The sequence below is a fragment of the Sphingomonas sp. NBWT7 genome (assembly GCF_014217605.1).
GTDB lineage: Bacteria > Pseudomonadota > Alphaproteobacteria > Sphingomonadales > Sphingomonadaceae > Sphingomonas.
Map to the genome: position 1 here is coordinate 2,674,045 of NZ_CP043639.1, position 13,618 is coordinate 2,687,662.

A 13,618-nucleotide genomic window follows, 5' to 3' on the forward strand; every position below is an offset into this window, starting at 1 on the left:
AGAGCGGCGCGGCGCGCAATCCGCGTCGTGCGGGCGCCCGCTATTCCTCGACCGGCGCAACGTCGACGCTGACGTCCATCTGCTGCGCGCCCGAGCCGAGCACGACGCCGTCGACGGGCGCGATCTCGGCATAATCGCGGCCCACCGCCATCACGATATGGTCACTCGCCATCCAGATGCCGTTGGTGGGATCGAGCCCGACCCAGCCCTTCGCCGGGCCGCACCACAACAGCACCCAGGCGTGCGTCGCATCGGCGCCGACCAGCCGTTCCTGCCCCGGCGGCGGCAGCGTGCGGATATAGCCCGAGGCATAGGCGGCGGGGAGGCCGGCGGCGCGCAGCCCCGCGATCATGATCTGCGCGAAATCCTGGCACACGCCGCGGCGCTTGGCGAACGCCTCGTGCGGCGGGGTGTCCACCAGCGTGGCGGCGGGATCGAACTCGAAATCGTGCTGGATGCGGCGTGCGAGCGCGATCCCCGCCTCCAGCGCGTTGCGCGCCGGGTCGAGATCGGGCGCACAATAGGCGTCGATCGCGCGGTCGAGAGCGATCAGCGGCGAGGGAAAGAGATAGCTTGCCGGGCAGCGCGGCGAGAGATCGCGCGACGCGCGCGCCAGCGCCGCGACCTCACCCAGCGTCGGATCGCCTGCCTCCGGCACCGGCACGAGCCGGTCGACGGTGACGCGCGCGATGCTCTCGATCACCAGCCGGCGAACGGGCTCGTCGACGGTGAGGCGGGTGACGTTGGCGAGCCCCGCCTCGGCGCGCGCAGGTGCGGTGCGCCCCGCCGGCGAGACGCGCAGCATGTACGATTCGAGCCGCTGGCCCGGCCAGTCGATCGGCTCGAGCCGCAGGTTGCAGCGCGCGAACTTCACCTGCGCGCCGTAATCGAACGTGGTGGTGTGATGGATGTCGTAGAGCATGCGGGCGGCGATCAGGCGAGCGTCAGCCCGCCGGCGCGCAGCGGTTCGGCGCCCTGCAGGAAGTAGCGCCGCGCAACGGCGTCGGACAGGCGCGAGAGGCGGCGTTCGAGCTCGTTCAGCGTATCGGCGTCGAGCAGTGCGGCGCGCGCGATCGACACGATCGCCTTGAGCTCGGTCGCTTCGGCCTGCTGCGGCTCCGCCATACCGTCGTCGTCGAGCACGGGCAGCGCGGCGACATGCTCGCAGATCCGTTCGACCTGAAAGGCGAGCGCGCGCGGGTTGCCCGGATCGAGCGCGACGAGATCGACCACGGGAACGCGCGCGAGCCCGGTGAGATAGCGCTGGCGATAGCTGATCTGGCTGTCGGCGAGATCGAGCAGCGTCGACAGATCGTCGAGCGACGCGCCGGGGAGGCCGAAGGTGCGCGTCGCGCGGACAATCGCCCCTGCGCGCTCGATGCGGCGGCCGAGATCGTGAAAGCGCCACGCTGCGGTGCGGCTCATGTGTTCGGCCGACAGCCCGGCGATCGCGGCGTAGCGGCGCTGGAGCGATCCGGCGCGATCGAGCATGCCGCGGTGACTGGGGAAGGGCGCGTCGAGCAGCCGCATCACGTCCGCCGAAAGCCGATCGCGCGAGCCGTCGCCAATGCGCCGCGCGTGGCGGTTGATCTCTGCGACCGACTGCCACTCGCCCGCGGTCGATTCCATCGCGGTACGCGCCATCTGGCGCAGGTCGGCGCGGGCGAGGGACGGGGGCACGGGTGCCGCCCCCGCGCTGGCGACCAATCCGACGAGCCGCCCGACCGTATCGGGGCCGAGCGCCGCGCCGCCATCGGCGTCGATCGAATTGCCGAGCATCACGCGCAGGATCGCGAGCAGCGCCTCGCCGCGTTCGAGATAGCGGCCAAGCCAGAAGAGATTGTCCGCGACGCGGCTGGGCAGGGTGCCGGGATTGCGGCGGACGTGATGCGAATCGGGTGCGGGGAGCAGCGATACGGGATCGACGCGCCGGCGCCCGTGGACGACGACGTCGGCCGACCAGCTGCCCTCGCCCATCACCGCGGCGCGTGGATCGGGCCGCTCGCCGATGCGCGCGAAGCCGCCGGGCAGGACGGTCCACGCGCCGTCCGCGCCGCGCGCGGCGAACACGCGCAGATTGAACGGGCGCGCGACGAGATCATGCCCCGACACGACGGGCATCGTCGACAGCCGCACGATTTCCTGCCCGACATAATCCTGCGGGCGGCGCGCCATGTCGGCGAGCAGGGCGTCGCGCTGCACCGGCGTCAGATCGCCGCCCGCGATCGGCGCGTCGTCGGGCAGGCCGAGCGTGCCCGATCCGAAGGCGGGGGCGATGATGAGGTTGGCGAGATCCTCCTCCACCCGCGCGCGCTCGCGATCCTGCCCGCACCACCAGGTGGCGATGTTGGGCAGGCTGAGATCGGCGCCGGTCAGCCGCGTCGAGAGTTGCGGCAGGAAAGCGTGCCACGCCGGTGCCTCGAGCACGCCGACACCCGGTGCGTTGGAAAGGACGACGTTGCCCGCCGCATAGGCGTCGACCAGCCCCGGTACGCCGATCTGCGAGTGAGTATCGAAGGCGAGCGGATCGAGGAAGCGCGGATCGAGCCGCCGCCACAGCGCGTCGATCCGCTTCAGTCCGCCGATCGTGCGGACGTAGACCTTGTCCTCCAGCGCGGCGAGATCCGCCCCCTCGACCAGCAGCAGGCCGAGGTAGCGCGCGAGGTGCGCCTGTTCGGCGTAGCTGGCATTGTAGCGCCCGGGGGTGAGCAGACCGATGCGCGGATCGCTGCGCCGGCACAGCGCGGCGAGCCCGTCGCGAAAGGCGGCAAAGAACGGCGCGTGCCGCGCGACGTTGAGCCGCGCCTGGAGCCCGCCCAGCGTGCGGCTGACCGCCAGCCGATTCTCGAGCGCATAGCCCGCGCCGACCGGCGCGCGCAGGTGATCGGCGAGGACGCGCCACTCGCCGGTCGGCCCGCGCCCGAGATCGACGGCGAGGAAGTGCAGGTGATGGCGCCCCGGGGGCGTGAGGCCGACGAGCTGGCGCAGATAATATTGGCTGCCCGCGACGAGCGACGGCGGGACGAGACCCTGGCTGACCAGCCGTGCCTCGCCATAGAGGTCGGCGACGATCGTCTCGAGCAGCCCGGCGCGCTGGATCACGCCGCGCTCGATGCCGCGCCACTCGTCGCTGTCGATCAGCAGCGGGACGGGGGAGAGCGGCCAGGGGCGTTCCTCGTTCTCGCCTGCGACGCGGAAGCCCGTGCCCATGTCGGCGGCGTGGCGCTGGACGCGCTCGCGCGCATGGCCGAGATCGTCGCCGACGAGGCTGGCGAGCTCCGCGAACATCACCGCCCATGGCGCGTCGTCACCGCCGCACAGCACGTCGCCGCCGGCACCGGCGTGCGCGCAATAGTCGGCGATCCAGCGGCCGGCCTGCGCGGCGGGATCGGACAGGACAGGCTGTATCGCCAAGCGTGCCGACTCCCCAGAAACGCGGCGGCGGCGACCCTAGCGGGGCGATGCGGCGGCGCAATATGCAAATCGCGCCGCCGCCGCCGATCGCTCGTCGCTCGCGATCAGGCGTCCATCATGCGTCGTCCACGCCGCGCGACGGCGGTGTGGCCGACGGTGGCGGCTGGCGTGCGCGTGCGGACGGTGTCGACGAACAGCCAGTCGTTGCTGACGCGATCGGGGGTGACGGTGAGCGCCATGTAGCCGCGGCGGCTGGTGTCGCACCATTTGAGCTCGGGGCTCGCCTTGACCAGCGCGCGCGCGACGGTGGCGGGATCGACCGCCAGCGCACTCTCATAGCCCGACGAGGTGACGGCGTGGCCGGCGAACTCGACGCCAACGGGCGAGCCCTGCGCGAGATCGAACGCCCAGGCGTTGTGGCTGTCACCGCACAGCACGACGAGGTTCGCGTCCGCCGCTTGCGCCGCGTTGAGGAAGCGCGCGCGTGCGGCCGGATAGCCGCCCCAATTGTCGAGATCGGACGGCAGCCCCGCCTTGCCCGCCGCGATGCCGGCGCGCACGTAATTGGCGGCGAACGGCCGGGCCTTCGACAGCCAGCCCTCGGTTTCGGCGGGAACGCGCATCTGTCCCATGATCGTGCCGAAGCCGACGATCTGCCAGCGCGCGCCGTCGCGCACCGATTGCGCGAGGCCGCGATACAGCCAGTCCTCCTGCTGCGATCCCAGCATCGTGCGCGCGGGATCGTTCCACGCGCCATCACGGAACGCGGCGAGCGCACGAGCCGGATCGGGGGCACGCAACAGATCGCCGATGTCGGTGCCCTGCGTGCGCGCGGCGAGCCGCGTGTCGGTGCGGAACAGGGTGGCGAGCCGGCCGATGTCGTAGCGTTTCCACGGCTCGTCCGACACGGGCATCCACTCGCGCCACGCCTGGATCGCGGCGGCCTTGCGCGCGTTCCAATCGCCCTCGGTCGCCGGATCGTGGTTCTGTGCGCCGCCCTCCCAGCTGTTGTTGGCGCTCTCGTGATCGTCCCACGAGGCGATCACCGGCAGCCGCGCGTGCAGCGACTGGAGATCGGGATCGGCGCGGTAGCTGGCGTAGCGCAGGCGATAGTCGGCAAGGTGGATAATCTCGCCCTTGGGTTGCGGCAGGCGGTTCGCCACCACTTCCTGCAGCGCCGGGTAGGTGCCGTTGGCATATTCGTAGAAATAGTCGCCGAGGTGCAGCGCGAGATCGAGATCATTGCGCGCCGCGGCGTGGGCATAGGCGTTGAAGAAGCCGAAGCCGATGTTCGAGCAGGAGAAGATCGCCGCCTTGAAGCGCGACGCGCGATCGTCGGGCAGCGTCTTGGTGCGGCCGACCGGGGAATAACTGCCGTCGGGGGCGACGAAGCGGTAGAGGTAGCGGCGGCCGGGGCGAAGGCCGGTGACGGTGATCTTCGCGGTCCAATCGCGCCACGGCCCGGTGATCGCCTCGCCGCCCGCCGCGATCCGCGCGAAATCGGGCGTCTCGCTCACCTCGACCTTGAGCGTCACCGCGTCGCCGCCGGCGGGGACGTAGCGCGTCCACAGCAGCATCGTATCCGCGCCGGGTTCGCCGCTCGCCACCGCGTGGGTGAAACCGCGCGCGGCGAGCACGGTCTGCGCGGGGGCGAGGCCGGGAATGGCGAGCGCACCTGCGCCGAACATGCCGGTCGCGAGCAGCGAACGACGGCTTACCTCGATCATAGATCATCTCCCCTGGCGGTGCGGTGCGGCTCGTGCCGCCTCCTGCCCGCGCAGGGTGACAGATCGGCGTCGCGGGGGATAGGCCCGGCGCGGGCATTGTTGCGCGCGACGTGCATTGGCCCGATGGGGTGCGCGCGGCCGTCCGCGTCGGTTCAGTCGGGCTTGACGTGCTCGGGCGCGGCGGCGGCGACTTCGGGCAGCGCGAGCATCGCGGCTTCCGCCGCCAGCAGCCGGGGATAGGCGTCGAGCGGTACCGCGAAGCGGCGGGCATTGTAGAGCTGCGGCACGAGGCACAGATCGGCGATGTCGGGCGACGCGCCGCCGAGGAAATCGCCGCCGGGCAGCGCGTCCTTCGCCATCGTTTCAAGCGCGGCGAGCCCGTCGGCGACCCAGTGGCGGTACCAGTCGTCCTTCGCCGCCTGGTCGGCGCCGAACTGCGTTTCCAGCCGCTTCAGCACGCGCAGATTATCGATCGGGTGGATGTCGGCCGCCACGACGAGCGCGCGGGCAAGCTGCCCCGAGCGCGTCGCCGCGTCGGACGAGACCATCGGCGGATCCTTGAAGGTCGCGTCGAGGAAATCGATGATCGCGAGGCTCTGCACCAGCGGGCGCCCGTCGACGACGAGCGTCGGTACGAAGCCCTGCGGGTTGAGCGCGCGATTGTCCGCGCTGTCCTGTTCGCCGGCGATCAGGTCCACTGCGACGCGATCGTATGCGACGTGCTTTAGGTTGAGGCACAGCCGGACGCGGTACGACGCCGACGAGCGCCAGTAATCGTGGAGGACGATCTTCATGCGCGGGCCTCCCCTTCGTCGTCGCCGTCCTCGACCTTCTCGCTGCGGCGCTCCATCGCGGTCTTGATCATCGCCGTCATCGGATCGGCGAGCGCGAGCCCGAGGATGCCGAAGAGCGCGCTTGCCATGATCTGCGTGCCGAGCGTCAGCGCGGGCGGCATGTCGACGGTGCGCTTGGCGACGATCGGGATCAGCACGTAGCCGTCGAAGGTCTGCACGATGACATAGGTGCCGATCGCCCACAGCCCGGCGTCATACCCGGCGGAGAAGCCCACCGCGATCATCAGCGCGCCCGAGATGAACGCGCCGATATTGGGGATAAAGGCGAGCAGGCCGGTGAGGATGCCGAGGATCGCTGCCATCGGCACCCCGCCAACCATCAGCGCGAGCCACGTCAGCACGCCTTCGGCGACCATGCCGAGGATGCGGCCGAACAGCAGGCGGCGCAGCGTGTGGCTCATCCGTGCGACGGTGATCGCGAACTCGGCGCGGTTGCGCTCGGGCACCATCCACTGCAGCCCGCGATCGTAGACGCGCGGATCCATCGCCACGAACAGCCCGATCACGATGATCATGAACATCGTGGTGAGTGCGCCGAACACCGTGCCGACCCATGACGTAAGCCGCCCGGCCGAGCTCAATGCCTGGCGCGCGATGCCGTTGATGTCCGATGCACCAGGCATCAGCCCCTGGCGGCTGAGCCACGTCGACACGCGCGTCGCCTGGCCTTCGAGCGTGGTGCGCAGCTGCGTGATCTGTTCGGCGACCTGGACGCCGGTGAGGTAGAAGGTGCCGACGAGAAAGGCGATCGTCAGCAGGCAGACGATCAGCAGCCGCCAGCCGCGTCCGATCGGCAGCACGCGGCCGAGCAGGCGAACCCCGCCGTCGAGCAGCGCGGCGAAGACAAGCCCGGCGAAGATGATCAGCAGCGGCTGGACGAGCAGCACGACCAGCGCGATCGCGCTCGCCATGCCGAGCCACACCGCGGCGCGGCGGATTTCGTGCCGCGTCCCGGCGTCGCGCACCTCGTGCGGGCTCGCGCCGTCGACGACGTCGACCGCCGGCTCGTTACCGCTCGGTTCGGTCATCGCGTTTCCTCCGGATGGAGCGAGGTGCCCGCGCGGCCAGGGCGCAGCGCCGGCCACCAGGTAAGCGGGTTGAGCGTCGCGCTGCCGTCGACCGAGAAGGTGATGAATTCGGCGCGGCCGCCGATATTCTCCCACGGCACCGGCCCGCCGAGCCCCTTCTCGCTGCCACCCAGCGCGAAACGGCTGTCGGCCGAGCGATCGCGATTGTCGCCCATCAGGAACACGCGGTCGGCAGGGATACGAATCGGGCCGTAATCGTCGCCAGGGCTCTCGCCCAGTTCGACCGTGTCGAAGCGGCGACCGTTGGGCAAGGTCTCGGTGACGATCGGCAGGCGGCAGACTTCCGCGCCGCTCGGCAGCCGGGTGCGCGCATCGGGATATTGCCACATGTCGCACGTCGCGTTCGCGTCGACCGGCAGGTCGCGATAGTGGATCGGGCCGCGCGCAACGGGACGCCCGTTGAGGATCACCGTACCGCCGCGCACCTGCAGCGTGTCGCCCGGCAGGCCAATGACGCGCTTGATATAGTCGCTGCTCTGCCCCGGCGGCGTGACGATGACGACGTCGCCGCGCGCGGGCAGCTTGCCCCAGATCCGCCCGTGCCACGCCGGCGGCTGCCACGACCAGCTGTCGACCGGCTGGCGCAGCACTGCGCCGCGGAAGATCGCCACCGGATCGGGGATCGTCGGCGAGACGAACGACCAGCCATAGGCGAATTTGGAGACGACCAGCCGATCGCCGACCTCGAGCCCCGGCAGCATCGATTCGCTGGGGATGTAGAACGGCTTGGCGATGAAGCTGTGGAAGCCGAGCACCGCGAGGATCAGCCAGAACAGTCCCTTCGCCTCGCCCCACCAGTCGAACCCGCCCGTGCGGCGCTGCGGCTCGTCCGCAATGGGGTCGCCCGTCAACGCCAGATCGTCCGCCACGTCACTCACTCGGCCAATGCTTTCTCGACCGCGACCGCCTCGATGATCACGAAGGCCTGCGCCCAGGGATGATCGTCGGTCAGCGTCAGATGGATGTGCGGCGCGTGGCCGGGCGGGATCATCGCGTCAAGCCGCGCCTTCGCGCCGCCCGTCACCGCCAGCGTCGGCCGGCCCGTCGCGGCACTGACGACGCCGATGTCGCGCATCGCCACGCCGTGCTGGAAACCGGTGCCCAGCGCCTTAGCGAACGCTTCCTTGGCCGCGAAACGCTTGGCGTAGCTGCCCGCCGCGGTGAACGGGCGGGCGCGCGCCCGGTCACGCTCGGCAGCGGTGAAGACGCGGTCCTCGAAGCGGGTGCCGAAGCGGTCGATCGACGCCTTGATCCGATCGATGTTGCACAGATCGGCGCCGAGCCCGACGATCAACGCGCCGCGTCCATCGCGGCGCGCATTTGGCGGATGGCGTCGCCGAGCCCGGTGAAGATCGCCTCGCCGATCAGGAAATGCCCGATGTTGAGCTCGACCACCTGCGGGATCGCGGCGACGGGAGCGACATTGTCGAAGGTGAGGCCGTGGCCGGCGTGCACCTCGATCCCGTTCTTGGCGGCGAGCGCGGCGGCATCGGCAAGGCGACGCAGTTCCTCGGCGCGCGCCGGGCCATCGAGCTCGCAATAGCGGCCGGTGTGCAGTTCGATAACCGGCGCGCCGAGCCGCAGCGCGGCATCGATCTGGCGCGCATCGGGCTCGATGAACAGCGATACGCGGCTGCCCGCGTCGCGTAGCGCGGCGACGATCGGGACGAGGCGATCGTGCTGCCCGGCGGCGTCGATCCCGCCCTCGGTCGTGCGCTCCTCGCGCTTCTCGGGCACGATGCACACTGCGTGCGGGCGGTGCTTGAGCGCGATGGCGCACATCTCGTCGGTCGCCGCCATCTCGAGGTTGAGCGGGATGGCGAGCGCGTCGACCAGCCGCGCGATATCGTCGTCGGTAATGTGGCGGCGATCCTCGCGCAGGTGCGCGGTGATGCCGTCCGCCCCCGCCTCTGCGGCGAGCAGCGCGGCGCGGACCGGATCGGGATAGGCGCCGCCGCGCGCGTTGCGCACGGTCGCCACGTGATCGATGTTGACGCCGAGGCGCAGCGTGCGATCCGCGCTCATGCCGCGGCCCGGCTGCCCGGCTTGATCGCGGGGATCGCGGCGAGTTCGGGTGGCAGCGCGTCGGGGGCGTAGGTCGGCACGTCGAGCCGGATGAGCGGAAAGAAGGGGACGCCGATGTCCGCGCTGCCATTTGACCGGTCGACCAGCGCGGCACCGGCGACAACGCGCCCGCCCGCCGCCTCGATCGCCTTGATCGCCTCGCGCGACGACAGCCCGGTGGTGACGACGTCCTCCATCATCAGCACTTCCTGGCCGGGCGCCAGCCGGAAGCCACGGCGCAGCTCGAACGTGCCCGTCGGGCGTTCGACGAACATCGCCTCGACCCCCAGTGCGCGTGCCATCTCGTGCCCGGCGATGACACCGCCCATGGCCGGGGCGACGACCGCGGTGATGCGCGATCGCAAATCGGCGGGCAGTCGCGCGGCGATCGCCTCAGCCAGCCGCGCGCCGCGGCGCGGATCCATCAGCACGCGCGCGCACTGGAGATAGCGCGGTGAGCGCAGCCCGGAGGAGAGGATGAAATGCCCCTCCAGCAGCGCGTCCGCTGCACGAAACTCCGCCAGCACCTCGTCTTCGGTCACGCCTAGATCCTTGCCATCGCGGTCCGCCGACCGCGCGTGCGAGATACGGCGGCGCCCGCGGCGGCGCAACGCGCGGGGCGAAGCGGCGGGCAAATAAAGCGCAAGCCGCGCTTGAGGCGCACCCGCGCCCTGCGTATAGGCCGCCCGATGGACGGATTCCGCGCAGGGCACGCGCCGGCGCCGCGCCAGACGACGCGAGGGGTGACGACGATACGATGAAAAGCGCGTTCAAGGGATTGATGCTGGCCGCAGGGCTTGCGCTGGCCGGGCTGGCGCCTGCTGCCGCGCAGCAGGCGGCGCCCGCACCGGCAGCGTCGCCGACGGCGGCGGTCGAGGCCTCGGGCCCGGTGACGACGCCGGGCGCGACCGCGATCGGCAATTCGACGGCGGTCACCGATCGCGCGCCCGTCGCGGCGCCCGCTGCGCCGACGCTCGCGCTCGACGGCGCACCGCAGCTGACCGCGCAGCCGGGGATTGGCCAGCCGACCGACGGGCTGATGACGATCCAGCCGCAGGTGACCAAGAATGGCCAGCGCGCGCACTGGTTTCACGACAAGATCCTCTTCCCGCTGATCACCATCGTCTCGCTGCTGGTGCTCGCGCTGCTCGTCTACGTGATCGTGCGCTATCGTCAGGCGCGCAATCCGGTGCCGTCGAAGACCAGCCACAACACCTTCATCGAAGTCGTCTGGACGCTCGTCCCCGTGCTGATCCTGGTGGCGATCGCGGTGCCGTCGATCGGGCTCCTCTCGGCACAGTTCAAGCCGGCGCCGTCGGGCGCGGTGACGCTGAAGGCGATCGGCAACCAGTGGTATTGGAGCTATCAATATCCCGATCACGGCGGGATCGAGATCACCGCCAACATGCTGAAGGAGCAGAGCCAGGTCGCCGCCGGCGAGCGCGCGCGCACCGACGCTGACGGCCCCCGCCTGCTGGCGGTCGACAACCGCATTGTTCTGCCGGTCGGCGTGCCGATCCGCCTGATCACCACCGCGAACGACGTGATCCACAGCTGGGCGATGCCCGCGTTCTGGATCAAGCTCGACGCGATTCCCGGTCGCCTGAACGAGACGAGCTTCACGATCGACAAGCCGGGCCTCTACTTCGGCCAGTGTTCGGAACTGTGCGGCGCGCGCCACGCCTTCATGCCGATCGCGGTCGAGGCGGTATCGCCGGCGCAGTTCGCGGCGTGGATCCGTGCCAAGGGCGGCAAGATGCCGACCCCGGGCCAGGCCTCCGCCGCCGCGATCCCGCAGCCGGGCGCCGACACCTCGGCGGCCGCCAACGCCGATGCCGCGGCGACCGACAACGCCACCGGCCCGGTCGAGAACGCGACCGCCGTACCCACCACCTCCCCGCAGGGGGCCACCGGCAATCCGGGCGGCACCGGCGACACGGGACGCTAAGACCATGACCGATACCGCTCTCCATCCCTCTGCGTTCCAGTCGCACGGCGACGACGCGCATCATCACCATGATGCCGATCACAAGCCCGCGTTCTTCCAACGCTGGTTCATGTCGACGAACCACAAGGACATCGGCACGCTGTACCTGATCTTCGCGATCTTCGCGGGGATCATCGGCGGCGCGATCTCGGGCCTGATGCGCGTCGAGCTGCGCGAACCGGGCATCCAGTATCTGCCGACATGGCTAGCGATGCTGCACGGCCCGGGCACGTTCGACGAGGCGCTGCACCTGTGGAACGTGATGATCACCGCGCACGGCCTCATCATGGTGTTCTTCATGGTGATGCCGGCGATGATCGGCGGGTTCGGCAACTGGTTCGTGCCCTTGATGATCGGCGCGCCGGACATGGCCTTCCCGCGCATGAACAACATCAGCTTCTGGCTGCTGGTGCCATCGTTCATGCTGCTGCTCGCCTCGCCGTTCTTCGGCGTCGGCGCGGGCACGGGCTGGACGGTCTACGCACCGCTCTCCACCTATGGCGAGCCGGGCCCGTCGGTCGACATGGCAATTCTGTCGCTGCACCTTTCGGGTGCGTCGTCGATCCTTGGGGCGATCAACTTCATCACCACGATCTTCAACATGCGCGCGCCGGGCATGACGCTGCACAAGATGCCGCTGTTCGCCTGGTCGGTACTGGTGACGGCGTTCCTGCTGCTGCTCGCGCTGCCGGTGCTCGCCGCGGCGATCACCATGCTGCTGACCGATCGTAACTTCGGCACGACCTTCTTCGATCCGGCCGGCGGCGGCGATCCGGTGCTGTACCAGCATCTGTTCTGGTTCTTCGGCCACCCCGAAGTGTACATCATGATCCTGCCGGGCTTCGGCATCGTCAGCCACATCATCGCGACGTTCAGCCGCAAGCCGGTGTTCGGCTATCTCGGCATGGCCTATGCGATGGTCGCGATCGGCGTGGTCGGGTTCGTCGTGTGGGCGCACCACATGTTCTCGACCGGCCTCAGCGTGAACACCAAGATGTACTTCACCGCCGCGACGATGGTGATCGCGGTGCCGACGGGCATCAAGATCTTCTCGTGGATCGCCACCATGTGGGGCGGGTCGCTGTCGTTTAAGACGCCGATGACGTGGGCGATCGGGTTCATCTTCATGTTCACCGTGGGCGGCGTGACGGGCGTCGTGCTCGCCAACGGCGGCGTCGACGATTACATGCACGACACCTATTACGTGGTGGCGCACTTCCACTACGTGCTGTCGCTCGGCGCGGTGTTCGCGCTGTTCGCCGGCTTCTACTATTGGTTCCCGAAGATGTCGGGTAAGATGTACAGCGAGCTGCTCGGCCAGCTGCACTTCTGGGTGTTCTTCATCGGCGTGAACATCCTGTTCTTCCCGATGCATTTTCTCGGCCTGCAGGGCATGCCGCGGCGCTACCCGGACTATCCCGATGCCTATGCGCAGTGGAACGGCGTCGCGACGCTCGGCTACGAGATCATGGCCGCGGGCATGGCGATCTTCTTCGTCAACATCATCTGGTCGCTGATCGCGGGCAAGAAGGCGCCTGACAATCCGTGGGGCGAAGGCGCGACGACGCTGGAGTGGACGCTGTCCTCGCCGCCGCCGTTCCACCAGTTCGAGACGCTGCCGGTGATCGAGGATTCGAAGCACTGAGCCGGACCGACCGGACGTGAAACGAAGCGCCCCGCCAGGAAACTGGCGGGGCATTTTCGTTTAACGGGACCGCGAGGTGCGCCGGTCGCGCTGGCGCCCCGCTAGAGCCGCAGGAACAGCGTCAGCGAGGCGATGTGCGCCATGTCGGTGCGGCTGCCGGCGCCGTTGCGCAGCTGGTTGAGATAACCGGCCTCGATCGTCGACCTGCCCGCGAGCGGAATCTCCAGCCCGGCGAAGCTGCGCAGTTGATCGAACCCCTTGGTGCCGCCCCATTCGGCGCGGGTGAGGCCGACGAACGCCTCAGCCGATCCCATCAGCGCGACGCGGCGGCTGCCGGCGTGCAGCGGATATTCGAGCCGCACCATCTGCCGTGCGCGCAGCGACATGCCGTCGCCGTCGTTGCGCCAGCGCTGCTCGAGCCGGGTGCGCGACTGGACCTCGAGCTTGCCGATCTTGCCGACGTTCCACGTCGCCTGCTGGAACAGGCGATCCTCTTGCCGGTCGCGCCCGCCGTCGACCGGTTCGACGACGCGCGCATAGCCCTGGTAGACCGTCAGCGCCTTCGACACTTGCCAGCCGATCGCGGGGCGCAGCAGCAGCGCGGAGAGGCGCGAGGCGCCGTCGGTGATGCGCGGCTGCACCTCCGCGAAGAAGACCAACCGGTCCGCGATCGGCCCCATGACGGTGGCGTTGATCCACACGCCTTCGTCATGCACGGTTTGCGCTGCCGCCGGCACGGCCAGCACTGGGAAAAGGCACATGCCAAGCGCGGAAAACATCATCGATCGCATGCGATGCGTCTAGCCGCACCGTCATGCGCACGTCATGGCTCGCGCATT

General features: G+C 69.8%; 12 protein-coding genes. 2 read left to right on the top strand and 10 right to left on the bottom strand.

The genetic code is table 11. The features are described 5' to 3' along the window. Positions 1 to 40: 40 nt before the first annotated feature. The 9 genes from F1C10_RS12960 to pyrE all read right to left on the bottom strand — a co-directional run bounded on the left by F1C10_RS12960 (position 41) and on the right by pyrE (position 9,689). Positions 41 to 922 carry a transglutaminase family protein gene (locus tag F1C10_RS12960; RefSeq protein WP_185206751.1) on the bottom strand — a complete coding sequence of 294 codons (882 nt, stop codon included), beginning with the start codon at positions 920 to 922 and terminating at the stop codon, positions 41 to 43. A gap of 11 nt (positions 923 to 933) precedes the next feature. Beyond that, positions 934 to 3,414, bottom strand: coding sequence for a circularly permuted type 2 ATP-grasp protein (locus F1C10_RS12965; protein WP_258042918.1), 2,481 nt, complete (start codon positions 3,412 to 3,414; stop codon positions 934 to 936). A 104-nt stretch (positions 3,415 to 3,518) separates the two neighbouring features. Then, on the bottom strand, positions 3,519 to 5,141 hold the full coding sequence (locus F1C10_RS12970; protein WP_185206753.1) for an alkaline phosphatase: 1,623 nt from the start codon (positions 5,139 to 5,141) through the stop codon (positions 3,519 to 3,521). A gap of 152 nt (positions 5,142 to 5,293) precedes the next feature. Continuing rightward, positions 5,294 to 5,935, bottom strand: coding sequence for a maleylacetoacetate isomerase (gene maiA, locus F1C10_RS12975; protein ID WP_185206755.1), 642 nt, complete (start codon positions 5,933 to 5,935; stop codon positions 5,294 to 5,296). Next, positions 5,932 to 7,023 carry an AI-2E family transporter gene (locus tag F1C10_RS12980; protein WP_185206757.1) on the bottom strand — a complete coding sequence of 364 codons (1,092 nt, stop codon included), beginning with the start codon at positions 7,021 to 7,023 and terminating at the stop codon, positions 5,932 to 5,934. Before F1C10_RS12980 ends, maiA begins: the two co-directional genes overlap by 4 nt. Further along, positions 7,020 to 7,952 carry a signal peptidase I gene (gene lepB / locus F1C10_RS12985; protein WP_185206759.1) on the bottom strand — a complete coding sequence of 311 codons (933 nt, stop codon included), beginning with the start codon at positions 7,950 to 7,952 and terminating at the stop codon, positions 7,020 to 7,022. Before lepB ends, F1C10_RS12980 begins: the two co-directional genes overlap by 4 nt. Positions 7,953 to 7,957: 5 nt before the next feature. Then, complete coding sequence (gene acpS, locus F1C10_RS12990; protein ID WP_185206761.1) at positions 7,958 to 8,377, bottom strand: holo-ACP synthase; 420 nt, start codon at positions 8,375 to 8,377, stop codon at positions 7,958 to 7,960. Next, positions 8,374 to 9,108 carry a pyridoxine 5'-phosphate synthase gene (locus F1C10_RS12995; protein WP_185206763.1) on the bottom strand — a complete coding sequence of 245 codons (735 nt, stop codon included), beginning with the start codon at positions 9,106 to 9,108 and terminating at the stop codon, positions 8,374 to 8,376. The genes acpS and F1C10_RS12995 overlap by 4 nt, the downstream gene beginning before the upstream one ends. After that, the gene (gene pyrE, locus F1C10_RS13000) at positions 9,105 to 9,689 is read right to left on the bottom strand and encodes an orotate phosphoribosyltransferase (RefSeq protein ID WP_185206765.1); all 585 of its coding nucleotides are present in this window, start codon (positions 9,687 to 9,689) and stop codon (positions 9,105 to 9,107) included. The genes F1C10_RS12995 and pyrE overlap by 4 nt, the downstream gene beginning before the upstream one ends. Before the next feature lie 215 nt (positions 9,690 to 9,904). Between pyrE and coxB the strand changes: the two genes are divergently transcribed. Together coxB and ctaD are read left to right on the top strand one after the other, a co-directional pair. Further along, positions 9,905 to 11,095, top strand: a complete 1,191-nt coding sequence (coxB, locus tag F1C10_RS13005) for a cytochrome c oxidase subunit II (RefSeq protein ID WP_185206767.1) — start codon at positions 9,905 to 9,907, stop codon at positions 11,093 to 11,095. Between the two features lie 4 nt (positions 11,096 to 11,099). Next, positions 11,100 to 12,779 carry a cytochrome c oxidase subunit I gene (gene ctaD / locus F1C10_RS13010; RefSeq protein ID WP_185206769.1) on the top strand — a complete coding sequence of 560 codons (1,680 nt, stop codon included), beginning with the start codon at positions 11,100 to 11,102 and terminating at the stop codon, positions 12,777 to 12,779. A 101-nt stretch (positions 12,780 to 12,880) separates the two neighbouring features. Here the strand turns inward: ctaD and F1C10_RS13015 are convergent, their stop codons facing one another. Further along, positions 12,881 to 13,570, bottom strand: coding sequence for a DUF2490 domain-containing protein (locus F1C10_RS13015; RefSeq protein ID WP_185206771.1), 690 nt, complete (start codon positions 13,568 to 13,570; stop codon positions 12,881 to 12,883). Between the last annotated feature and the right edge of the window lie 48 nt (positions 13,571 to 13,618).

Coding starts and splice junctions, on each gene's coding strand:
- coxB (WP_185206767.1), top strand. CDS start 9,905: ATGAAAAGCGCGTTCAAGGGATTGATGCTGGCCGCAGGGCTTGCGCTG.
- F1C10_RS12960 (WP_185206751.1), bottom strand. CDS start 922: ATGCTCTACGACATCCATCACACCACCACGTTCGATTACGGCGCGCAG.
- F1C10_RS12995 (WP_185206763.1), bottom strand. CDS start 9,108: ATGAGCGCGGATCGCACGCTGCGCCTCGGCGTCAACATCGATCACGTG.
- maiA (WP_185206755.1), bottom strand. CDS start 5,935: ATGAAGATCGTCCTCCACGATTACTGGCGCTCGTCGGCGTCGTACCGC.
- F1C10_RS13015 (WP_185206771.1), bottom strand. CDS start 13,570: ATGCGATCGATGATGTTTTCCGCGCTTGGCATGTGCCTTTTCCCAGTG.
- F1C10_RS12980 (WP_185206757.1), bottom strand. CDS start 7,023: ATGACCGAACCGAGCGGTAACGAGCCGGCGGTCGACGTCGTCGACGGC.
- ctaD (WP_185206769.1), top strand. CDS start 11,100: ATGACCGATACCGCTCTCCATCCCTCTGCGTTCCAGTCGCACGGCGAC.
- F1C10_RS12970 (WP_185206753.1), bottom strand. CDS start 5,141: ATGATCGAGGTAAGCCGTCGTTCGCTGCTCGCGACCGGCATGTTCGGC.